Consider the following 21,444-nt stretch of genomic DNA (forward strand, 5'->3'; position numbering starts at 1 on the left):
TATTTATGTTTATGAATCCGCCCATAGCTGCTGCGGGCAAGGCTGACGGGTAAAGACTTCGAAAACTACGGCCGCGTCGCCTCAAGGAAAGACGTGTCGACGAACTCGCGCATATCGAATTTGCGAGTCGCCTCGATCTGCCGCGCATCCTTCAGCGCCTGGAACACTCGGGTTAGCCCAGGAACTGACAAGCTGACGTCGAGAATCTGGTACTTCTCGGTTTCTGCGAGCGCCCTTTTTGCGAGTGCCAAATCTGTACGCAACTCTTGAGCTGCAATCTGAGCTGCCTCGTCGGGATGGCTAACCATGTAGGCCTGGGCATCGCGCATCGCGCGCAAGAATGCCGACACTGCCCGCTGATTCTGTTTTGCCCAGGGGTAATTCGCGTTGACTGTGGTGAACTGCCAATCCGGCACAATCTGAAGCAACGGTCCAAGGTTGGTGAATCCGGCCGCCTCAGCTTGATAGCTCAGCGGAAACGGCTGAAGCGCCGCATCGATCTTCCCGGCTTTCAGCAAGTCCCACCGCGCAGGCGCGCCACCTACAGCCGTTACTTTGAACGAACTTTCCGGTACGCCAGCCGCCCTGGCGATGTCCGCCAAGAGGTAGGTAGTTCCTTCTTCATTGGAGTAGACGCCGAAGTGAGCGCCCTGAAGCTGGGCCATCGTTCGGATCTGCGGCTTTGCGATGATGAAGTGAGGCAGCTTTCCAGCGTTGCCCCCCACGATACGCACACTGCTTTGCGCCTTCGACGAGTCAACAATGACAGATTCCGGCGGGGAAATTGAAAGCTGGTAATCACCAGAACGAAGCTTTGAGTTCAAGTCCTCTGCGTTCGGGGTGAGCTGCAGAGTAAATTCATAGCCATCAATCTTCAAAAGCCCTTTTCGCTCTGCGACCCACGCCGGCATATTGAAAAGAGTCCGCGACACGAGTGCTACCTTGACGACTTGCGTGTTCTCGGCTGGACGAGCGACTGTGGTGATGCAAGCGCACAAGACAGAGAGTAGGCAAAGGATGTGGCGTTTCATTTTTGGCCTCAGATGCAAAGCAAAGTAGTGGACTGACTGCGCGATGTTAGAAACCTCAATGCATGTTGTCTAATGCATAGTTAGTGCATGCAAGATTCAAGATAGGTATCGTTCTGGAAAATGAAGAGCTGACCGGCGCATTTGAATTTGGCAGAGGAAGAAATAAAAAAAGCACTCCGGAGAGTGCTTTTTCTTTGGTCATTTTTCGGCGACGTGCATGCGCGAAGACCAAGATCTGATCAAGACGCTGCCGGGCGCCGCCTTCTGGATTTCGGATGCTGTGATGCCTGCGGCGCCACCATGAAGTCGACGAAACCTTGTGCCGCCGGGGAGAGCGAAACGCCTGCTCGTTGCACGAGTGAAACCTCCCGGTCGATCAGCGGGTTCTCCACACGGTGCCAGCCGATCCGCGCCGGGTCTGTCAGCTTCACTGCGTAGCCGGGGAGGATGGCGACGCCGAGCCCTGCGTCGACCATTCCGATGAGGGAGCCCGCATAGTTAGCCTCCCTCGCGGGCTTCAGTATCAGCCCGGCAGCCGCGAAGCCGGCTTCGGTGAGATCGCGGAACACGCTGCCACGGCTCAATGCGAGCACCGGCTCCTGCGCGACGTCCGCCCAGGTCAACTGCTGCAGGCGGCTGAACGCATGCCCAGCGGGGAATGCGGCCACCATGGCTTCCGAGAAGAGCAAGGTACGCCTGACGTCGACTTCATCCGACGCGAATGTGCCGATACCAACGTCGGCCGCACCGCCACGCACCAGCGGCAGAACCTGGCTGGGCAGCGTGTCCTGGAGAACGACCTCAATGCCCGGGTACTTCGCAAAGAAGGCCGCAAGCAGCGGCGGAAGATAGGTGCTGGACAGAAGCAGTGGAGCAGCCACCACCACGCGCCCGCGCTCCCTCGCCATGAGCTTGTCCACACCTGAAATCGCCGAGTCAAGGTCAGCGAGGATACGCTCCGCCCGAGGGAAGAGGTCGCTTCCCACCACCGTCAGGGTGACGGCTCGGGTAGTCCGGTCGAACAGCCGGCTCTCGATAGCTCCTTCGAATTCGCGCACAAGCAAGCTGAGAGCCGATTGCGTGAGGTGCATCGCCTGCGCGGCCCGGGTGAAGCTGCCAAGCCGGGCGACCAGGACGAAGGCTTGGATCTGGCGAAGAGTGACATTCATGAGCGGAGCCTATCATTTGATTAGAAAGTCTCGTTTGAAATATAGCCCTTTTGATCTTCTAATCACTACCAGTGCAGGGCGGTAAAGACCCGATCTGTACCTATAACAGAAAGACCAGAGACATGAAACGCCGTGAACTTCTCGCCTCCGTGCCGGCGCTTGCTGTCGGCACCTTGCCGCCATGGGCCGCAGCGCAGTCTGCCTATCCGAGCGCGCCCGTGAAGGTGCTGGTGGGTTTTCCTCCAGGTACAGCAACTGACGCGGCGGTGCGCACCTTGGTAGAGCAGATGTCCAGGCGCCTGGGCCAGCCCTTCATCGTGGACAACAAGTCTGGCGGGGGCAGCAACATCGCCGCCAAGGCAGTGGCCACGGCCAAGCCCGATGGCTACACCCTCTTCGCGATCACGATCGCCAACATCATCAACGGCGCGTTCCCGGGCGCCAATGCGGTTGACCCATTGAAAGAGTTCAAGCCGATCACGCTGATCGGGAACGTTCCCAATGTCCTGGTGGTTCATCCCTCGCTGAAGGTCACGAGCGTTGCCGAGCTCATTGCGCTCGCAAAGGCCAAGCCCGGCTCCCTGACCTATGCATCATCCGGCGTCGGAACCTCCCCTCATCTGTCGGGTGAACAGTTCGCGCTCATGGCCAACGTCAAGATGGTCCACGTCCCGTATAGGGGGAGCACGCCTGCGGTGACAGACCTGCTTGGCGGCCAGGTGCAGCTCATGTTCTCACCGGCTTCGACCGTGCTGCCGCACGTCCGGGCGAACAAGTTGGTAGCGCTGGCCGTCACCACCCTTACCAGGACGTCAAGCGCGCCAGAACTCTACACGCTCGACGAACTGGGGCTGAAGGGTTTTAACACCTCTGTGTGGATGGGACTGGTGGCCCCGGCCCAGACACCATCCAGTGTCATCAGCAAGCTGCGCGCCACGGCCCACGCGGCGCTCGATTCAAGCGAGGTCCAGGCGATCTACAAGGCGCAGGCAATCGACACGCTCAAAACCAGCGATGAAGAGCTGTCCCGCTTCCTGCAGAACGAGGTGGCGCGGTGGTCGAAGTTCATTAAACAGGCAGACATCAAGCCCGAGTAAGACAAGCTTTTTTTTCAAAAGGAATACAGAAATGTCCAAACTACACGCCACCGAGTGCCGCGAATTCATTGCGGCGGTAACCGAGAAAGCTGTCGATATGGGTGTGCCTATTTCCGTCGCCATCGTTGGGCCCGAGGGGCACCTGATCGCGTTGGAGCGCATGGACGATGCAGGCTTCATCACCCCGGATATTGCCCGTGCCAAGGCGTTCACCGCTGCGGCTTTCCGCTCGATGAGCCCGCGTTTTAGCGACGGCTTGGTCATTCAACAATGGTTCAAGGAGCGCAATCCGCAGATGTTGGCAAACGCATCGGCCTTCACCAACGGTCAGGTAGTCGCCTCGGGCGGCTGTACGCCGGTGTTCAAGGGCAACGACATGGTTGGCGCCTACGGCATCAGCGGTGCGACTAGCGCCCAAGACGAAGAGATAGGCCAGTACGCCCGCGAGAAGGTGGGCTGGGCGCACATGCCAGTCGACGACACGACGCCGGAAAGCGTCAAAAAACACGTGAACGAGCTTTACGCCAAGGCCGGCATTAAGGACCGATCCCTCTGAACACCGATCCCGGCAGCTGAGGCTGTGCGCGCCGCGCGTCTTCATCCCCGGCCGATGGCTCGTGCAGCACCGACCGCAGCATCGGGAGCAGCTTGTCCCCGTCGAGCCGGTGGGTGTTGGCGCGCCTGGCGTGCCGGTTCACTTCAATGCCGGCAGAGTCGGCCACGATGTTGACGACGTCCTGCTCGAGCAGCGAGCGATGCAGCCACCAAGCGGGCAAGGGCGTGTGGTTTCAATTCGCCTTTGCAACGGAAGTTTGAAATTCTCTTTTTTCTCCGGGGCGTCGTGACGCCTCGTCGCACGCATATAAAGCCAGACAATGATCAATGCCAAACAACGTCAGGACGCCGCAAATGCGTTACTGCAAGCCGAAAAAGACCGTCAGCCCATCCAGCAGGTCAGCAAGACCTGGCCGGAGATGGAGATTGAAGATTCATATGCCATTCAGCAACTTTGGACAGCGGCCCGTGTGAAAGCGGGCGCGCGCGTTGTCGGCCACAAAATTGGACTGACGTCCAAGGCCATGCAGAGGGCATCCAAGATGACGGAGCCCGACTACGGTGTGTTGCTCGATGACATGCTTTATCCGGACGGCGCAAAGATTCCCGCTTCACGATTCCATATGCCGAGGCTGGAGGTCGAGTTGGCCTTCGTTTTGGGCAAACCGCTCAGCGGCAAGAACCTCACCGTTTATGACGTTCTCGATGCAACGGCATATGTCACGCCGGCACTGGAAATCATTGATTACCGCACCGAAGTTCCACGCGAAATTTGCGACACCATCGCAGATAATGCCGCGGCAGCTGCCATGGTGACGGGTGGCCGGGTCGTCCGGCCCATGGATGTGGACCTTCGCTGGATAGGCGCCACGCTGTCCAAGAATGGTGTCATTGAGGAGTCCGGCGTTTCGGCGGCAGTCATGGGTCACCCCGCAATGGGGATTGTGTGGCTTGCCAACAAACTCGCAGTACACGGCATCACGCTGGAGGCGGGGCACATCCTTTTGGCCGGATCATTTACCCGGCCAACCGCGGTTGAGGCTGGTGACACCATCCATGCAGACTTCGGCCCCCTGGGCTCCATCGGCCTCTCATTTTCCTGAGCAGTCGCGCGTCATGCAACTGCCAATAAATCACTTCAAACAAGCCCTGCTTCAGGGTAAGCAACAGCTCGGGCTTTGGTGCACATTGTCCAGTCCCTACGCCATTGAGTTGCTTGCAGGCTCCGGGTTCGACTGGCTGCTGATCGATACGGAGCATTCGCCAAGCGATGTTGTCGGCGTGCTGGCACAGCTGCAAGCGGTCGCACCTTATCCGGTGTCTGCCGTTGTCCGGCCTGCATGGAATGATCCGGTACTGATAAAGCGGTACCTGGACATTGGTGCGCAGACCTTGCTGCTGCCCTATATCCAGAACGCTGAAGAAGCTGAAGCGGGCGTGCGCAGTATTGAATACCCATCCGGCGGCATCCGGGGTGTGTCGGCTTTGACCCGGGCTACCCGATTTGGGCGCGTCAGGAACTACGCGGCCGAGTGCCGCGAGCAACTGTGCTTGCTGGTTCAGGTCGAAACACTCGAAGCCATCAGCCAACTGGAATCAATCGCCAGTGTCAAGGGTGTTGACGGGGTATTCATCGGGCCGGGCGATCTCGCGGCCAGCATGGGACTTTTGGGACAGCCCGGACACCCTGATGTGGTTTCAGTCATCGAAACCGCCATTGCCACCATCAGGAAGCACGGTAAACCCGCCGGCATTCTGACGGGCGACAAAGCCCTGGCCAAGAAATGCATTGAACTTGGAACCACTTTCACCGCGGTAGGCGTTGACGCTGGAATTCTGGCTGCGCAAACCACTCTTTTAAGAGATTCATTCACCCAGGAAAGCCTGTGCTGAATCCCCTGCCATCCCCATGAACATTAACGTATCCGATATCAACAAGCTCGCACCCGTTGGCCGGCTCAGAGCCGTTTCATTGGGAACGGACATCTACCATGGGCAAATGCGAATTGCCGCAGCAAATTTGATCGCTTGCCTGGGGCCTGTAGGCACCTATAGTGAAGATGCTGCGATCCTGTATTTCGGATCGAGTAACAAACGCCTGCTGCTACCTTCGCTGGATGCCATATTCGAAGCGTGCGAATCGGGATTGGCTAGCCACAGTGTCGTAGCTGTTGAGAACAGCACGGAGGGAGCCGTTCCAAGGACCCTTGATCTTTTGTATAAAACAGAGCTTCAAATATGCGGCGAATTGTCGCTGTTACTGCGACATGATCTTTTAACGCAATCTGGACAGCTCCATGGTGTTACTCATGTTCGCGCACACGCACAGGCACTTGCGCAGTGTCATGGATGGTTGTCCACGAATGCGCCACACTTGATACGAGAAGCGGTGTCAAGTAATGCGGAAGGAGCAAGGCTTGCTGCCCAGGACCCAACCTCTGCTGCGATTGGCGGTCTGAGATCGGCTGAGGAATACGGACTATTGGCTGCCTTTCATGCCGTTCAGGACGATCCGAGTAATCGCACCCGTTTTTTTGTTTTAAGTCGCAAAGACAACGCATCAGAAGCTCTCGGGGTCGGGGGTAAGACATCAATTATTGTGTCGGTGCCGAATGAGGTGGGCGCTCTTTTCCGTGTGGTTGAGCCTTTCGCTCGACATGGTGTCTCGATGTCCAGGTTTGAGTCGCGGCCTGTCAAGTCGGGGGCTTGGGACTACAACTTCTATATAGATATCGTTGGTAGTCGTTTGGAGGAGAAGGTGGCGAATGTGCTCGCTGAACTTCAGCGGCAGGGAGCAAAAGTGAAGTTACTAGGCTCTTACTTCGACACGGATCAACATTGATCTGGTAGGGCGTTTTCCATCTCAACGCCACGAGATGTTTGGCAAAGCTGAAGGCGCAGACAAAGGCCAACACATGTGCTTTCAGGTTCTCCAGGTCGGGGGAGGCCAAATTAGGCTAGCGAACACGCGATTGCGCTTTCACAGTTTGAGCGGCGTCACGATAGGGCAAAAGAAGGTGAGCGGCTTCTGGCTGAAGCCGCTAAGTGGCAGCATGCTCAGGAGATTCGAGAATATGTTGCCGAAATCCTCCGACTCGCTGGGCACAGTCCTGCTTCAGCATTAGCTGAGTGGGCAAAGTGGGTGCTGCAGGTGGCGGCAACGGAAGACCCAATACAAGCAAAGCTGGCTTCACTTGGCCCCGGTACCAACGGCTGAATCCCTCAAGGCCTTTATAGCTTTTGCGCGTTGATCGTCGACGTATTTAGCGACATTCGTGATGTGTCCGTGCCACTTCTTTCCAAGCTCATTTGGTTCGGGTGATCTTGACGATGACATATTGATGGCCACCGCTCGCACTTTCTTTGCCAGCGTCGGAAACAGTAAAACCATCTCCTCCGCCAGCTGCAATCCAAGTCTCAACAAGCTTATGAAAGCCTTCACCATCCATTCCTAATATATGGGGGCTGACATAGAAAGAACTCCCAATCGCCGAATCAGCCAAGAGGCTATCAAATTTATTCATGCAACCACCACCCTTTCACCTTTAAGGAAACAGGACGCACAGATCAGCTGCCTGGTCCCGCCCCGTGCCTTGCTGTTCTTCAATAGAACACCATACTTGCCACCGGTGGGCACCACAAGGTACAAACCGCCAGAGTCCGGGTAGGCGCTCTCGGGCCTCGCCCTCAGGGTATTTGGCGTTCTTGCATGCTGTATCTGTCAGGCCATTTTGGGGGACTTTCTGGCTTAGGCGGGGAATTTCCCTGCTTTAGCCCCCAAAAAAAACCTTAGGTGTCAAAAGACGATGCGAGACGACCTGAAACAAAAAAGCCCCGGCTGGCGGGGCTTTCAGGGCATTTTAGATACGTCCTGAGATGTTCTTGGATGCATTTCTGGCGGAGAGGGTGGGATTCGAACCCACGGTACCTTGCGGTACGCCTGATTTCGAGTCAGGTACATTCGGCCACTCTGCCACCTCTCCTGTGTCGAGCCGCAATTCTAGCAGGCTCTGGCAGGGCCCCATGCTTGTCGCTTCGCGTACTGCGCTGCCCCCGAGGGGCTATACCTGCTTCCTGCGGCAAACGGTCAGGGTGCCAGCACCTTCACGCCGCCCATATAGGGCTGCAACACCAACGGCACCTCGACGGTGCCGCCTCTCACAGGTTCAGGTGCTGGTAATTTTGGTTGCGGCCGCTTCGCTTAACTTCGCTGCGCGAAGCTTAGCCTTCACCGAAATTACCCAGCCGACGGTGCAAGCACCGTCACGCCGCCCATATAGGGCTGCAACACCAACGGCACCTCGACGGTGCCGTCGGCGTGCTGGTAATTTTCCAGCACGGCCACCAGGGTGCGGCCGACGGCGAGGCCGGAACCGTTCAGGGTGTGCACGAACTCGTTTTTGCCTTGCGCGTTCTTGAAGCGGGCCTGCAGCCTGCGCGCCTGGAAGGCTTCGCAGTTGGAGATCGAACTGATCTCGCGGTAGGTGCTCTGGGCGGGCAGCCACACCTCGAGGTCGTAGGTCTTGCTGGCGCCAAACCCCATGTCGCCGGTGCACAGCAACATGACGCGATAAGGCAGACCAAGCTTTTGCAAAATCATCTCGGCGTGGCCGGTCATGTCTTCCAGCGCTTCGTAGCTTTTCTCCGGATGCACGATCTGCACCATTTCCACCTTGTCGAACTGGTGCTGGCGGATCATGCCGCGGGTGTCGCGGCCATAGCTGCCGGCTTCGGAGCGAAAGCACGGTGTGTGGGCGGTGAATTTCAGTGGCAGTTGCGCCTCGGGCACGATCTCGTCGCGCACGAAGTTGGTGAGCGGCACTTCCGACGTGGGAATCAAATACAAAGAGCGCTTGGTCAACTCCGCGATCTGCTCATCATGAACAGTCGCCAAACCCAAGCCAGCTTCCACGCGAAACAAATCCCCCTCGAACTTGGGCAGTTGGCCCGTACCGCGCAGGGAGTCGCCATTGACGATGTACGGCGTGTAGCACTCGGTGTAGCCGTGCTCCAGCGTCTGCACGTCGAGCATGAACTGGGCCAGCGCGCGGTGCAGGCGGGCCAGCTGGCCTTTCATCACGGTGAAGCGGGAGCCCGTGAGCTTGGTGCCCAACTCGAAGTCCAGCCCCAGTGGCTGCCCCACGTCCACATGGTCCTTGACCTCGAATGCGAAGGCCGGCGGCTCGCCGCCCGGGCCTTCGATCGGGCTCCATTTGCGCACTTCCACATTGCCCTGCTCGTCGGCACCCAGCGGCACCGATTCGTGCGGCAAATTGGGCACCGCCAGCAGCAGGCCCTGCAGCTCGGTCTGGATCTGGTCGAGCCGGGCTGCGGAGGACTCCAGTTCGGCCTTGGAAGCACTCACCTGTGCCATGACGGCGCTGGCGTCTTCGCCTTTGGACTTGAGCTGGCCGATCTGTTTGGACAGGGTGTTGCGCTGGCTTTGCAGCTCTTCCGTACGGATTTGCAGGGCTTTGCGTTCGGCCTCCAGGGCCTGGAACGCTTGCACATTAAGGAAAGCTTGCGGGCTCTTGCGCATCTCCAGGCGGGCGATGGCCGAGGGCAGGTCTTTGCGGAGCAGGTTGATGTCTAGCATGGGGGGATTGTATTTCGGGACTTCTATAAATCCGATTCCCGGGCGCATGGCAGCGTTGCGCGGTGCTCGGTGCTCGGAATCCTCATGCACTCAAGTGCATTCCGGTGTCCTGCGGCTCCGTGCGCCTTGCCCTGCATCCCGAAGATCGAATTTCTAGTGTGGTGTTGCATGCTTGACGGCGCCAATAAAACCGATGGATTTTTGGTCAGGGCAAGGCGCAAACCACAGCAATAGCCCCGCTATTGCGCGGATTTGCAACGCCGCCATGGACGAAAAGACGCGGTTTTAGGTGCCGGATAGCGTGCAACACCACACCAGAAGCCCCTTTTGCGCCAATTTAATTTCAGACAAGCGACGCCGGGTCCAGGTTGGCGCCGCAAATGATGAGGCAGAGCTTTTCATCAGCGCGCGGCGCGTAGCGGCCGCTGTGCAACGCGGCCAGCGGCAACGCGGCGGCGGGTTCAACGGCCAGTTTCAATTCGTTCCAGAGCCAAGACTGCGCCGCCCGGATGGATTCGTCGCTGAGCAGCAGCGCATCACGCACATGGGCCTGGGTCGCGTCCCACGCCAGCCCGCCAATGCGTTTGGCGCCCAGAGAATCGGCTGCAATGCCGCTGACGGCGACGTCCACCGGCTCGCCGGCCTCGCGGGCCTTGAACAGCGTGGGGGCCAGTTCAGGCTCCAGCGCCACGACACGGCTGCGCTGTTCAAACCAGCTGGCCACACCGCCAATCAGGCCACCGCCGCCGACGCTGACCAGCACGGAGTCCGGCACGCCGCCCTGCTGCTCGATCTCCAGCGCCATCGTGCCGGCCCCTGTCAGCACTTCGGGCTGGTCATAGGCGTGCGTGAGCAGCGCGCCGGTTTCCCGCTGGCGCGCCAGGCAGGCCTGCAGCGCGTCGGCGTAAGCCGCGCCCGTGACCACGACCCGGGCGCCCAGCGCGGCGAGACGGGCGCGCTTGGCCGGGCTGGACACTTCAGGCACAAACACCTCGCAGTGCACACCCAGCTCTTTGGCGGCTGCCGCAGTGGCAATGCCTGCATTGCCACCCGACGCCACGATCACGCCGCTGGGCGGTATAGGATTGGACAGCAGGCGGTTCAGCATGCCACGCGCCTTGAAACTGCCGCCCGTCTGCAAATGCTCCAGCTTGAGCCAGACTTCAGCGCAGGCCACACCCACCGCCTTGCCCGGCAGTTTCCACAACGGGGTTTGACGAATAAAGTGACTGTAAGCCTGATTGAACACGCCCAGGCAGTTCTCGATTTGATAGCGGCTGGTCATGGCCGGCGTCAGGTCAGTTGATGGAGTTGGCTGTCGCCGACGTCCAGCATATGGCCCTGGGCATCGACCTTCAGGCCCTTGGGCAGCGGAAACTTGATGGTTTCCTCTATCCCGTCCATCTTGCGCACGGAGACCGCGCCCAGCGCCCGGATGCGGTCAATCACCTGCTTGACAAGGATCTCCGGGGCCGAGGCGCCGGCCGTCAAACCGACGCGGCTCTTGCCCTCGAACCAGGACTCCTGCAGTTCGCTGGCGTCGTCCACCATGTAGGCTTCAGTGCCCAGCTTGGCGGCCAGTTCGCGCAGGCGGTTGCTGTTCGAACTCGTCGGGCTGCCGACCACGATGAGGATGTCCACCTGCGGGCTGAGCACCTTGACGGCGTCCTGCCGGTTCTGCGTGGCGTAGCAGATGTCTTGCTGCTTGGGCTCGCGCACCTGCGGAAAACGCGCCTTCACGGCCGCGCTGATCTCGGCCGCGTCGTCCACGCTGAGCGTGGTTTGCGTCACCACGGCCAGCCGCTCGGTTTGCGAGGGCGTGATGCGTGCCACGTCGGCCACGTCTTCCACCAGGTGGATGCCGCTGTCGAGCTGGCCCATCGTGCCCTCCACCTCGGGATGGCCCTTGTGGCCGATCATGATGAACTCGTAACCTTCCTTGTGCAGTTTGGCCACTTCGACATGCACCTTGGTCACCAGCGGGCAGGTGGCGTCAAAAATCTGGAAGCCCCTGGCCTCGGCCTCTTGTTGCACCGCCTTGCTCACGCCATGGGCGCTGAACACCAGCGTCGAGCCGGGCGGCACATCGGACAGCTCTTCAATAAAGATCGCGCCCTTGGCTTTGAGCTCGTTGACCACATAGGTGTTGTGCACGATTTCATGGCGCACGTAGATCGGTGCGCCAAACTTTGTCAGCGCCCGCTCGACGATTTCAATGGCCCGGTCGACACCGGCGCAAAAGCCGCGCGGCTCCGCGAGCAGGATTTCCTCAAGCCGTTTTTCTGCGATGCTCATAGGACTCATAGCACCCCAATCACTTGCACTTCAAACACCACCGGCTGGCCGGCCAGCGGGTGGTTGAAATCAAACTGCACCGCATCGCCGCCCTCCTTGACCTGTTGGACTGCTCCGGCGTACTGCCCCATGCCGTCCGGTGTGGGGAACTGCACCACATCGCCGACCTTGTACTGCTCGTCGGGGTCGCCCAGCTCATTGAGCAGCTTGCGCGCCACCCATTGCACCAGGGTGGGGTTGCGCTCGCCAAAGGCCGCACCGGCCACCAGCTCGAACGTGGTACGCGTGCCCTCGGGCAGGCCCAGCAGGCGCTGCTCGATGGCGGGTGACAACTCGCCGGTGCCCAGGCTCAGCGTGGCCGGCTTGCCGCCAAAGGTATTGATGATGTCGGCGCCGTCCGGGCCGGCCATGCGGTAATGCAGGGTCAGGAAAGAGCCGGGATGGACAAGTGCGGGAGCGGTGGTTTCCACGGGGGGCATAAAACTCTCTGGGCCGGCGGGTGCGGCCAACAACTGTTTGTAAACTGCCTCTATTGTAGAAAGTAAGCCATGTCCGGGAGAAAAGCCGGATTTGCCCCGCTCCCCCTCCCTGATCGGACCCCTTCCCCATGCTGCTGAAAGACCTGCCCGAGGACGCCCGCCCCCGAGAAAAACTGCTGGCGCGCGGCCCCGGCGCGCTCAGCGATGCGGAATTGCTGGCCCTGCTGCTGCGTACCGGCCTGCCCGGCAAGAATGCGCTGCAGATGGGCCAGGAGCTGGTGGACACCTTCGGCGGCGTGGCCGGGCTGCTGCACACCGGACCCGAAGCGCTCAAATGCATCAAAGGCCTGGGCCCGGCCAAACGGGCCGAGCTGGTTGCGGTGCTGGAACTGGCCCGCCGCGCGCTAGCCGAAGAACTGAAGGAAAAGGCGCTGTTCGCCACACCGCAGGCCGTGCGTGACTATTTGCAGCTGCAGCTGGGCGGCCGGCCGCACGAGATCTTTGCCGTGCTGTTCCTGGACAGCCAGCACCGGCTGATTGCCCTGGAAGAGCTGTTTCGCGGCACGCTGACGCAGACCAGCGTCTACCCGCGCGAAGTCGTGGTGCGGGCACTGGCGCTGAACGCCGCCAGCGTGGTGCTCGCGCACAACCACCCCAGCGGCGCCGCCACGCCCTCCCGCGCCGACGAGGCGTTGACGCAAACCCTCAAGTCCGCGCTGGCGCTGGTGGATGTGCGCGTGCTCGACCATTTTGTGGTGACAAGTACCCAGGCGGTGTCGATGGCCGAGCTGGGTTTGCTCTAGTGTGGTGTTGCATGCTTGACGGTACAAATAAAACCGATGGATTTTTGGCCGTCATGGACGAAAAGACGCGGTTGTATGTACCGGATAGCGTGCAACACCACACTAACATCGAGGCCATCCATACATCATGAACGCCCCCACCCCTAAACGCCTGAAAGACCTGAAGGATCTCAAGGCCGTCAAGCTGGAGATCGAAACGCGCGCCCGGCAGGCAGCAGAACTGCAGGCCGCGCGTCTGGCCGCTGCGGCAAAAGCCAAAGCCGAAAAAGAACTCTTCTCGCGCGCCGTCGGCCCCGTCAAGGCCTTGCCGGCCAAACACCTGCCCGGCAATCCGGGCCACCGGGCCAGCCTGCCGCTGGCCCAGCCCGCGCCCATTCCGGTGCAGCAGCAGCGCGACGAGCTGGCCGTGATGCGCGAAGCCATTTCGGACGAGTTTGACGTGGAAAGCCTGCTGGATACCGACGAGGCGCTGAGCTTCAGGCGGCCCGGCATGGGGCCCGACGTGGTGCGCAAGCTGCGCCGCGGCGGCTGGAGCATTCAGGGCCAGCTCGACCTGCACGGCCTGCGGCGCGAGGACGCGCGGGAGGCGCTGGCCCAGTTCATCAAGGACGCCCACAAAACCGGCTGGCGTTGCGTGCGCGTGGTGCACGGCAAGGGGCTGGGCTCGCCGGGCAAGACGCCGGTACTCAAGGGCAAAGTGCAGAGCTGGCTGATCCAGAAGCAGGAAGTGCTGGCCTTCGTGCAGGCCCGGCCGGCCGAAGGCGGCGCCGGGGCGCTGGTGGTGTTGCTGGCGCAGGGCTGAGCCAGCCGGTCACAACCCGAACACGGCGCGCCCGATGGCGGCGGATTCGTAGCCGTGCCGGAACACCAGGTCGTAGGTCTGCAGTGGCACCTTCTTCAGCGAGGTCGGGTACGCGGCTGCAGCCTTCACGCCCTCCTTGTCGAGCCAGTTGCCGGCGGGGCATGCGGCGCCTGAGCGCCTGGCGATGTCCTGGGCGGTGGCGCCGAGCCGCAAATAAGCGGCGCGCCCGCTTGCTTTCGACGCATAGGCCATCAGCCCTCTTGCACGCAGCGCTCGGGTCTGGTCAGACATGATGTCGGCCACGCGCTTGAGCCGGAACAGGTTCAGCCGCCCCATGTCAAAACCTTCGGGCAAAGGCGCGCCTGCGTCGGACGAAATGATCACGCCGTCAACTTTCGGTTTCGGGCCGAAACCGGCATCAAAGAACGGCTCAAGCCCGAGGTTGTCGTATACACCGCCGTCGTAAAGATGAATTCTGGCGAAGCGATCTTCCGCCGGCCGGGCCTCATCGCCCGACGCATACATCGGAAGGTCCCAGTCGAAGCTATCGGCTTGCAGGACGTAAGGGCCTATCAGCCCGGGGAAGGCCGCCGACACGGCCATGGCGTCGCGCAGCGGAAACCGCTGCATCTGTGTGGACCCCAGCGTCCAGTCGCGCAACTGGCCGCCTTCAATGCAGGCGCGCTTGCCGGTTTCAGCGGTGGTGGCATTGATCGACCAGACCGGCGATGCAGGAAGTTCATCGAGCAGGGCATCGACACCCCAGGTGCTGCCAATGGCCGAAGCCAGCACGTTGGCGCGGGACAGGGCAAAGCGCCAGTTGGCCGGGCGCAGCATGGCCAGCATCGCGGCCTTTTGCAGGTCTGTCTGCGTCAGCACGTCCTTCAGCTCCGGCAACAGCGCCTGGAGGTACTCGTCGCTGCTGGGCCAGCGCATGCCATTGAGCTGCAGGAGCAGACCCACCAGCAGGCTTCCGCCGGACACGGTGGAGACCTTGCTCACGTGTTCCAGCGCCCCATGCTCCGCCAGGGACTTCAACACGCCACAGTGAAAGACCATGGCGCGCATTCCTCCACCCGAAAGGGCAAGGTAGATGGGCTTCATCTCCGTACCCGCCACACTAGGTTTGGACAGGCGACCGAGGCGAAGCGTCCCGCGAGCCGCAGCCTGCAAGGCCTCGGGAGCTACACGCAGTGAGCAACCGTGGAGGCTCTTCCCTCCAGCCGGGGCCGCGGGACTGGCTTCGCCAGACCGCAGGCGCAGCGGCCCCCTCGGGGGGCAGCGTATTACACGCAGTGAAAAGCGTGGGGGCTAACAACTACTCACTCGCCACGATTTCGCATCCAGTCCGCCGTCTGGAAAAACGAGGCATTGAGCCGGGTGCGCAGGGCGTCGTCCACGCCGGTTTCGCGCATGGCCTGGTCCATGCAGGCCAGCCACTGGTCGCGCTCGAGGATGCCGATAGAGCCGATGGCGCCGCCGCCGGTTTGCTGCGGCATGTGACGCATGCGCAGGCGCGGGTGGCCAAAGCGTTCGGTGTAGTGTTGCGGTCCGCCCAGCCAGCCACACAAAAACCAGAACAGGCGCTGCCGGGCGTTGTCCAGCGTGCTGCCGTGCGCCGCGCGCAGGGCAGCGTAACCCGGCTCCAGGTCCATCAGGTCATAAAAGCGCTCGACCAGGGCCTTGACGCGCTCTTCGCCGCCTATCCAGGCGAACGGGGTTTCAAACGGCGGGTTGCCGGGGGGTTTTTCTTCGATCTGCATGCGGGTGGTTGGATAAGTGGCTGGGTTGAGAGATCTGCGTGCTTAACGTAGAGCCTTCACCCCCGCCCTCTCCCAGAGGAAGAGGGCGTAAAAACTTTCTTGCCTGTCGCTCTCTGGACTGTCTTGCCCCCTCGCCCTTCGGGAGAGGGTTGGGGTGAGGGGCGGCTGGAAGGTGTGCAAGGACTCATGCCAGTCAGGTGGCTTTGCGCAAGGTTTCGACCACCGGGGTGTTCAGCACCGAACGCAAACCCCACCACCCTGCCGCAAGCGCCAGGGCCGCGCCGGCCAGGCTGCCGAAGACAGGCACCGTCCAGGAGCCGGTCCAGCTGAAATCGAATACAAAACGCGCCAGCCCCCAGCCCACTGCCAGCGCGACCAGCGAAGCCAGGAAGCCGGCGAGCAGGCCGACGCCCGCCAGCTCGGCGCGCTGCACCTGCCGCAGCAGCGAGGCGCGCGCGCCCACCGCGCGCATGATGGCGAACTCGCGGGCGCGCTCTTCACGCGTGGCCGTGATGGCCGCAAACAGCACCACCACGCCGGCCGCCAGCGTAAAGCCGAACAGGAATTCCACGGCGCGTATCACCTGGTCGAGCACACGCTGCACCTGGGCCAGCGTGCTGCTCATGTCGACATTGGTGATATTGGGAAACGCCTTGACGAGGGTGTTGTCAAAACTCTGGGGACGGGGCTGGCCGCTCACCGCAAGGACCGGCTCGGGCGCGCGGAAGGCGCTGATGAAGGACACCGGCACATCGGCCGGCAACTGCGCCACCGGGTACATCACAAAAAAGTTGACCCGCATCGAGCTCCAGTCGACTTTGCGCAGGCTGGTGATCTTCGCCTCGCTGAGCTGGCCGCCAATGTCAAAGCGCAGGGCGTCGCCGAGCTTCAGGCCCAGCGTTTTGGCCAGGCCCTCCTCCACGCTGATCGCGTCTTTCTCGCCCGCCGTCCACCGCCCGCCCGTCAGCTGGTTGTGCGTGGGCATCACGGCGCTGTTGGACAAATTGAACTCGCGGTCGACCAGGCGCCTGGCGCGATCGTCCTCAAAGTCATCGGGCGTCACGGCCTTGCCATTCACCGCCACCAGACGGCCGCGAATCATGGGGTACCAGTCAAACTTTTTGACGCCGCCATCGCGCAGGGCCTGCTGGAAGGCATCGCCCTGCTCGGGCTGCACGTTGATCACAAAGCGGTTGGGCGCATCAGGCGGCGTGGCCTTGCGCCAGCTGCTGATCAGGTCAGTGCGCAGCAGCACCAGCAGCATCAGCGCCAGCAACCCCACGGCCAGCGCGCTGGTCTGCACCACCGCATACACCGGGCGTGCCGACAACTGCCGGGTGGCCAGCATCAGCCAGCGCGGCGCGGTGGCCTCGTTCACGCTGACGCGCAGCAACTTGATGGCGGCATAGCTGGCCAGCGCAAACACCAGCACAGCCCCCAGAAAGCCGCCGACCGCGATCAGCCCCAGCTTGAGGTCACTGCTGGCGGCCACCAGCAGCGCAGCAAAACCGGCCACGCCCACACCCAGCACGGCCATGGACGCCGGCTTCAGGTTGCCGACATCGCGGCGAATCACGCGCAGCGGCGGCACCTGGGCCAGCTGCAGCACCGGCGGCAAACCAAAAGCGAGCAGCAGCGTGAGGCCCATGCCCATGCCAAAAGCCACGGGCCAGAAGGTCGGCGCGGGCAATGCCGTTTCCACCAGGCCCGCCAGCAGCACCACAAACCCGTAGTGCACCGCAAATCCGATCATCACGCCGAGCGCACTGGCCGCGAGGCCGGTCAGCGCAAACTCAAACCCGTAGGCCAGGGCAATGGTGCGCTGCGACTGGCCCAGCACCCGCAGCATGGCGCAGTCGTCCAGGTGCTTGGCGGCAAAGCCGCGCGCCACAATGGCCACCGCCACGGCGCTCAGCAAGGCCGCGAGCAGCGCGACCAGATTCAGGAATTTCTCGGCACGGTCCAGCGTCTGGCGCATCTCGGGGCTGCCGCTTTCCAGCGACTCCAGGCGCACGCCGCGAATGCCGGACTGCTCCGCCGGCTTCTTGATCTCCTCGCTTGCCCATTTCACGTAGGCCTTGACGGCCTTGTCGTCCCCCGCGACAGCGAAGCGGTAATTGGTGCGGCTGGCGGGCTGGATCAGGCCCGTGGCGGCCACATCGGCCTGGTTGACCATGACGCGCGGCGAAAAGCTGATGAAGCCCGCGCCGCGGTCCGGTTCCTGCACGATGATGCGGGTCAGCTTGAAGCTGGACTCGCCCATCAACAGGGTCTGGCCCAGTTGCAGGCCCAGGGCGTCAAGCAGCGAGGCATCGGCCCAGGCGGTGCCGGGGGCGGGGATGTCGCGGGTGTCCCGTCCAGCGCCTTCCAGGCTGTCCGAAACTTTCATGGCGCCACGCAAGGGGTAGCCTTCCGGCACGCCCTTGAATGCCACCAGCTTGGCCTGCCCGCCCTCTTCATCGGGGGCCCGGCCCATGGTGGGAAAGGTCACGGTGGACACGGACTGCAGGCCCAGCGCCCGGGCCTTGGCGATAAAGGCGGCCGGGGTCACATCATCACTGCGGACCACCGCATCCCCGCCCAGCAATCGCCCCGCGTCACGCTGCAATCCGCCCTTGAGCCGGTCGGCAAAAAACCCCACCGCGGTCAGCGCAGCCACGGCCAGCGTGACGGCCACAATCAGCAGGCGCAACTCACCGGCCCGCAAATCGCGCAGCAGCGATCTCCAGCCGAGCTTCAGAAACAAAAAGTGCATGTGGCAACCTTACCTCAAAGCGTGCGCCCCCAGTTCAAGGCCGGGCTTTCTCGGTATCGGCCCGGGATGAGGCGCCGGCCGGCGCATTGGCCTGCGGCAACGCATCGAGCCGCTGCTCCAGCGCACGCAGCACCGGGCCGATGTTGGCGCCCACTCTGATCTGGGGGTTGGAAAATCCGTCCTCCTTGCCGGCGTCGATCTCGCGCTGTTTGATCAACGGGACGGCACGGGCAAAGGCCTGCTCAAAGGAATGGGTCTTGCGCAGCTGCTCGTCAAACATCGCCCGGCCAAAAAAGGTGAGCTCGGACAGGCGGCCGCAACCGTACGAGGTGTGGGTGGCGTCCGCTGCCGTCATGACCAGCGTGTTGTCGTTGGCCAGCACGTCCACCCAGCCGCCGGAGTAGCAGGCCGAGACCGCAATCACGCGGTTGCGGATGCCGGCCTTGTCCAGCGCCTCCCGCAACACGCTGGGGCTCAGTGCTTCGACCTCCAGCGGCCAGTGCGAGGCGGCGAGCTTGAAATCGCGGGCGCCGTGGGACGTGAGGTAGACGACCAGCACGTCCTTGTCCCGGTCCATGCGCTGCGCCAGCGCTTCAATGGCCCGCTGCAGATTAAGCGGGGTGGCCCAGGGATGGGTCGCGGCAGTGCTGCCGTGGTTCAACAGGTGAATCACGCGGCCGCCGGCGTCAAAGCGCTCGGCCAGGACGCGGCTCACCAGGGTGCTTTCGCGCAGGAAAACATCTTCGGAGGCATAGGGGGCAAACACGAGCCCGTAGACGTCGGCCACCCCGGGGCGTTCGGGCGCGATGGCGGCGAGGGTGCGCTGCCACAAGGCCTGCTGCATCTCCAGGGTTTGCTGGGTCAGGTGCAGCCTGGGCTTGTCGTCTTCCACCGCAGCTTTGCGCGCATAGTCCGGCTCCCACGCACGGGCCTCGAATTGCCACAACGTCAGGCCCGTGGTCGCGATGAGGGCCAGCGCAAACACCGCCGCACGCCAGGTCCAGCCCGCGAAACGCACAATCAGAAAGAAGCTGATACCCAACGACCATGCGGTGAACACGAGGTAAAACGCCCAATACAGCCAGGGCGCCGAGAACACCCGGCCCTTGACCCAGCCATGGACAATGGCTGCGGTCAGGCCCTCATACAGCAAGGTGTTGGGGAGGGACGCGATCAGCCACAGCACAACGCAGGTGGCGACGCCGGCCAGGCGGGGGCTGTCCGCCGCTGCGGAGACGTCCGGCCTGGGCTTCGCCGGAAAGGCCCACCAGGCCAGTCCGATAAAAGCAGCCAGCGTCCACCAGCCCGACAACCAGGCCTGCACACTGAAGCGGGCAGGCCCATCGATCTCCATGCGCGGCGCGGCCACTTCCACCAGCAAAACCAGCAGCGTCAACAGGAACGCCTGCCACGGTGCAGGCACCTGTCCGGCGACCCGGGGGGTCAAAAAAAAGGCCGCACGCAGACCTTCCTTCAGCCAGCGGCTGACGGACAGGTAGCCGGATGAATCAGGCCTTGGTCTGCTGGAGGAAGCGGGAACGTCCGGAATACCCGGCAGCGTGGACTGGATGGGTTGCTCACTCATGGCGGCATCATGCCACGCCACGTTCAGGATTCGGCCACCGGCGTCCGCAGGTTGGGTCCGGCCAGTTCGGGCTGCAGATGCAGCCGCTCGGGCGTGGCATAGCAGATAAAGCGCTTGTTGGTCGCACGGCCAATGGCGCACAGGCCGACCGACTGCGCCACCTGGTGCCCCATCTGGGTGATACCGCTGCGGGACACCACGATAGGCACGCCCATCTGGGCCGACTTGATGACCATCTCGCTGGTGAGGCGGCCGGTCGTATAAAACACCAGGCCTTCCAGGCCGAGAGCGGTGGGTGAAGTGCCGAGCGTGGAGTCCCCCTCTTCTCCAGCCGGGGCCGCGGAACCGGCTTTGCCGGGCCGCAGGCGCAGCGCCCCCTCGGGGGGCAGCGCATTACGCGCAGCGAAAAGCGTGGGGGCCACATCTTGCATCCACATCCAGCCGGCGATCGTATCGATGGCATTGTGCCGCCCGACATCTTCCACGAACAGCAGCATGCCGGCGCGGTCGTCCGCCACCTGGAACAAGGCGCAGGCGTGGACTGAACCAGCGGACTTGTAGGTAGTCTCCTTCAGGCGGATGGTGTTGACCAGCTCATAGAGCTGGCTTTGCGTGATGTGCGCGTCCGCGGGCAGCTCGATCTGGTCCACCTCGTCCATCAGGCCGCCAAATACACTGCCCTGGCCGCAGCCGGTGGTGACCACGCGCCGGGCTGTTTTTTCCTCGATGTCCTCAATGCCGTGGCGGGTTTTGACGGCTGCGGCGCCCACCTCCCAGTCGACGGTGATGGATTCGATGTCCTGCACCGACTTGACCAGCCGCTGGTTGCGCAGGTAGCCGAGCACCAGCCATTCAGGATGCGCGCCCAGCGTCATGAGCGTGACCAGTTCGCGTTTGTCGACATACACCGTCAGCGAACGCTCGGCGGGAATGGAGACCTTTAGATGCTCGCCATATTCATTGACCGCGTCGATCTCGCAGGTCAGGGGCGCCTGGGCAAGCGTCAGGCGGGGCAAAAGCAGGGGCGGCGGCGGGTACATGAATGAAGACTACAACAAAAAAGCCGGTCCCTCGCGGGCCGGCCTTTCAGGGGTATGAGGTTTCAGGACTTTTTGGCCGGGTTCACCACCGCATCGGGCTGCTTGGTGCTGGGAGGGCTGGTTGCGGTAGGGGCCGGAGAATGCGCGCCCGAGGCTTCGATGGGCTTGGCCGCTTCTGGCGCCGCATAGGTAAAGGCGCCGGGATCCGCGCAGGCCGGCGCTGCCGCGGGCGGCTTGGTTTCCTTGCCTGCCGCCTTCGCGGATTTGTAATAGCTGGCCGCCACTTTGTCCTGCGCCTTGCACAGCTGGTAGGCCTCGACCTTGCCCGTCCACGCGGTCTTGGCAGCCGCCTCGGCGGCTTTGGCCTTGGCTTCGTCGTTCAGGGGCGGCAGCTTGGCCAGCGCGAGCGCAGGCACACCTGCCAGCAGGCTCCAGGTCAAAAGTCGAATCAGTTTTTTCATGGCGTCCTCGCTG

At 62.2% G+C, this 21,444-nt stretch carries 21 protein-coding genes and 1 tRNA gene; 7 read left to right on the forward strand and 15 right to left on the reverse strand.

The window, feature by feature from the left end:
* Nucleotides 1-65: 65 nt before the first annotated feature.
* Both AC1DS5_RS19250 and AC1DS5_RS19255 read right to left on the reverse strand, forming a co-directional pair.
* Entirely contained in the window at nucleotides 66-1,031 is a 966-nt protein-coding gene (locus AC1DS5_RS19250; RefSeq protein WP_477719861.1) for an ABC transporter substrate-binding protein, read from the reverse strand.
* 239 nt (nucleotides 1,032-1,270) lie between these two features.
* Complete coding sequence (locus AC1DS5_RS19255; protein WP_477719862.1) at nucleotides 1,271-2,200, reverse strand: LysR family transcriptional regulator; 930 nt, start codon at nucleotides 2,198-2,200, stop codon at nucleotides 1,271-1,273.
* A 122-nt stretch (nucleotides 2,201-2,322) separates the two neighbouring features.
* Between AC1DS5_RS19255 and AC1DS5_RS19260 the strand changes: the two genes are divergently transcribed.
* Together AC1DS5_RS19260 and AC1DS5_RS19265 are read left to right on the forward strand one after the other, a co-directional pair.
* On the forward strand, nucleotides 2,323-3,297 hold the full coding sequence (locus AC1DS5_RS19260) for a tripartite tricarboxylate transporter substrate binding protein (RefSeq protein WP_477719863.1): 975 nt from the start codon (nucleotides 2,323-2,325) through the stop codon (nucleotides 3,295-3,297).
* Nucleotides 3,298-3,328: 31 nt separating this feature from the next.
* Nucleotides 3,329-3,853 (forward strand): GlcG/HbpS family heme-binding protein, encoded by a 525-nt coding sequence (locus AC1DS5_RS19265; protein WP_477719864.1) that lies wholly within the window; start codon nucleotides 3,329-3,331, stop codon nucleotides 3,851-3,853.
* On the opposite strand, the gene AC1DS5_RS19270 is transcribed toward AC1DS5_RS19265, so the two are convergent.
* Complete coding sequence (locus AC1DS5_RS19270) at nucleotides 3,834-4,073, reverse strand: hypothetical protein (protein ID WP_477719865.1); 240 nt, start codon at nucleotides 4,071-4,073, stop codon at nucleotides 3,834-3,836. The genes AC1DS5_RS19265 and AC1DS5_RS19270 overlap by 20 nt on opposite strands.
* A gap of 99 nt (nucleotides 4,074-4,172) precedes the next feature.
* On the opposite strand from AC1DS5_RS19270, the gene hpaH reads away from it, so the two are divergent.
* The 3 genes from hpaH to pheA are packed head-to-tail and all read left to right on the forward strand — an operon-like array spanning nucleotide 4,173 to nucleotide 6,694.
* Entirely contained in the window at nucleotides 4,173-4,955 is a 783-nt protein-coding gene (hpaH, locus tag AC1DS5_RS19275; RefSeq protein WP_477719866.1) for a 2-oxo-hept-4-ene-1,7-dioate hydratase, read from the forward strand.
* Nucleotides 4,956-4,968: 13 nt separating this feature from the next.
* Entirely contained in the window at nucleotides 4,969-5,745 is a 777-nt protein-coding gene (locus AC1DS5_RS19280) for an aldolase/citrate lyase family protein (protein ID WP_477719867.1), read from the forward strand.
* A gap of 16 nt (nucleotides 5,746-5,761) precedes the next feature.
* Nucleotides 5,762-6,694 carry a prephenate dehydratase gene (gene pheA, locus AC1DS5_RS19285; protein WP_477719868.1) on the forward strand — a complete coding sequence of 311 codons (933 nt, stop codon included), beginning with the start codon at nucleotides 5,762-5,764 and terminating at the stop codon, nucleotides 6,692-6,694.
* A gap of 463 nt (nucleotides 6,695-7,157) precedes the next feature.
* Here pheA and AC1DS5_RS19290 read toward each other — a convergent pair whose 3' ends face one another.
* From AC1DS5_RS19290 to AC1DS5_RS19315, 6 genes are all read right to left on the reverse strand, one after another.
* A complete protein-coding gene (locus AC1DS5_RS19290; protein WP_477719869.1) occupies nucleotides 7,158-7,376 on the reverse strand; it encodes a hypothetical protein in 219 nt (72 codons plus the stop codon).
* A 371-nt stretch (nucleotides 7,377-7,747) separates the two neighbouring features.
* Nucleotides 7,748-7,835, reverse strand: a tRNA-Ser gene (locus AC1DS5_RS19295).
* A gap of 254 nt (nucleotides 7,836-8,089) precedes the next feature.
* Nucleotides 8,090-9,448 (reverse strand): serine--tRNA ligase, encoded by a 1,359-nt coding sequence (serS, locus tag AC1DS5_RS19300; RefSeq protein WP_477719870.1) that lies wholly within the window; start codon nucleotides 9,446-9,448, stop codon nucleotides 8,090-8,092.
* A 343-nt stretch (nucleotides 9,449-9,791) separates the two neighbouring features.
* Entirely contained in the window at nucleotides 9,792-10,733 is a 942-nt protein-coding gene (locus AC1DS5_RS19305) for a threonine/serine dehydratase (protein WP_477719871.1), read from the reverse strand.
* An 8-nt stretch (nucleotides 10,734-10,741) separates the two neighbouring features.
* Nucleotides 10,742-11,743 carry a 4-hydroxy-3-methylbut-2-enyl diphosphate reductase gene (gene ispH / locus AC1DS5_RS19310; protein WP_477719872.1) on the reverse strand — a complete coding sequence of 334 codons (1,002 nt, stop codon included), beginning with the start codon at nucleotides 11,741-11,743 and terminating at the stop codon, nucleotides 10,742-10,744.
* A gap of 5 nt (nucleotides 11,744-11,748) precedes the next feature.
* Complete coding sequence (locus AC1DS5_RS19315; RefSeq protein ID WP_477719873.1) at nucleotides 11,749-12,222, reverse strand: FKBP-type peptidyl-prolyl cis-trans isomerase; 474 nt, start codon at nucleotides 12,220-12,222, stop codon at nucleotides 11,749-11,751.
* Nucleotides 12,223-12,350: 128 nt separating this feature from the next.
* On the opposite strand from AC1DS5_RS19315, the gene radC reads away from it, so the two are divergent.
* Nucleotides 12,351-13,025: a RadC family protein gene (gene radC / locus AC1DS5_RS19320; protein WP_477719874.1), complete on the forward strand. Its 675-nt coding sequence runs from the start codon at nucleotides 12,351-12,353 to the stop codon at nucleotides 13,023-13,025.
* A gap of 127 nt (nucleotides 13,026-13,152) precedes the next feature.
* The gene (locus tag AC1DS5_RS19325) at nucleotides 13,153-13,827 is read left to right on the forward strand and encodes a Smr/MutS family protein (protein ID WP_477719875.1); all 675 of its coding nucleotides are present in this window, start codon (nucleotides 13,153-13,155) and stop codon (nucleotides 13,825-13,827) included.
* Nucleotides 13,828-13,836: 9 nt separating this feature from the next.
* Here the strand turns inward: AC1DS5_RS19325 and AC1DS5_RS19330 are convergent, their stop codons facing one another.
* The 6 genes from AC1DS5_RS19330 to AC1DS5_RS19355 all read right to left on the reverse strand — a co-directional run bounded on the left by AC1DS5_RS19330 (nucleotide 13,837) and on the right by AC1DS5_RS19355 (nucleotide 21,431).
* A complete protein-coding gene (locus AC1DS5_RS19330; RefSeq protein ID WP_477719876.1) occupies nucleotides 13,837-14,931 on the reverse strand; it encodes a patatin-like phospholipase family protein in 1,095 nt (364 codons plus the stop codon).
* A gap of 218 nt (nucleotides 14,932-15,149) precedes the next feature.
* On the reverse strand, nucleotides 15,150-15,590 hold the full coding sequence (locus AC1DS5_RS19335; protein WP_477719877.1) for a group II truncated hemoglobin: 441 nt from the start codon (nucleotides 15,588-15,590) through the stop codon (nucleotides 15,150-15,152).
* 193 nt (nucleotides 15,591-15,783) lie between these two features.
* Complete coding sequence (locus tag AC1DS5_RS19340; RefSeq protein ID WP_477719878.1) at nucleotides 15,784-18,345, reverse strand: ABC transporter permease; 2,562 nt, start codon at nucleotides 18,343-18,345, stop codon at nucleotides 15,784-15,786.
* Nucleotides 18,346-18,379: 34 nt separating this feature from the next.
* Nucleotides 18,380-19,930 (reverse strand): C13 family peptidase, encoded by a 1,551-nt coding sequence (locus tag AC1DS5_RS19345; RefSeq protein ID WP_477719879.1) that lies wholly within the window; start codon nucleotides 19,928-19,930, stop codon nucleotides 18,380-18,382.
* A 23-nt stretch (nucleotides 19,931-19,953) separates the two neighbouring features.
* The gene (locus AC1DS5_RS19350) at nucleotides 19,954-20,970 is read right to left on the reverse strand and encodes a formate dehydrogenase accessory sulfurtransferase FdhD (protein ID WP_477719880.1); all 1,017 of its coding nucleotides are present in this window, start codon (nucleotides 20,968-20,970) and stop codon (nucleotides 19,954-19,956) included.
* A gap of 62 nt (nucleotides 20,971-21,032) precedes the next feature.
* Complete coding sequence (locus AC1DS5_RS19355) at nucleotides 21,033-21,431, reverse strand: hypothetical protein (protein ID WP_477719881.1); 399 nt, start codon at nucleotides 21,429-21,431, stop codon at nucleotides 21,033-21,035.
* Nucleotides 21,432-21,444: the final 13 nt, after the last annotated feature.

The organism is Polaromonas sp. P4_H1 (assembly GCF_056400945.1).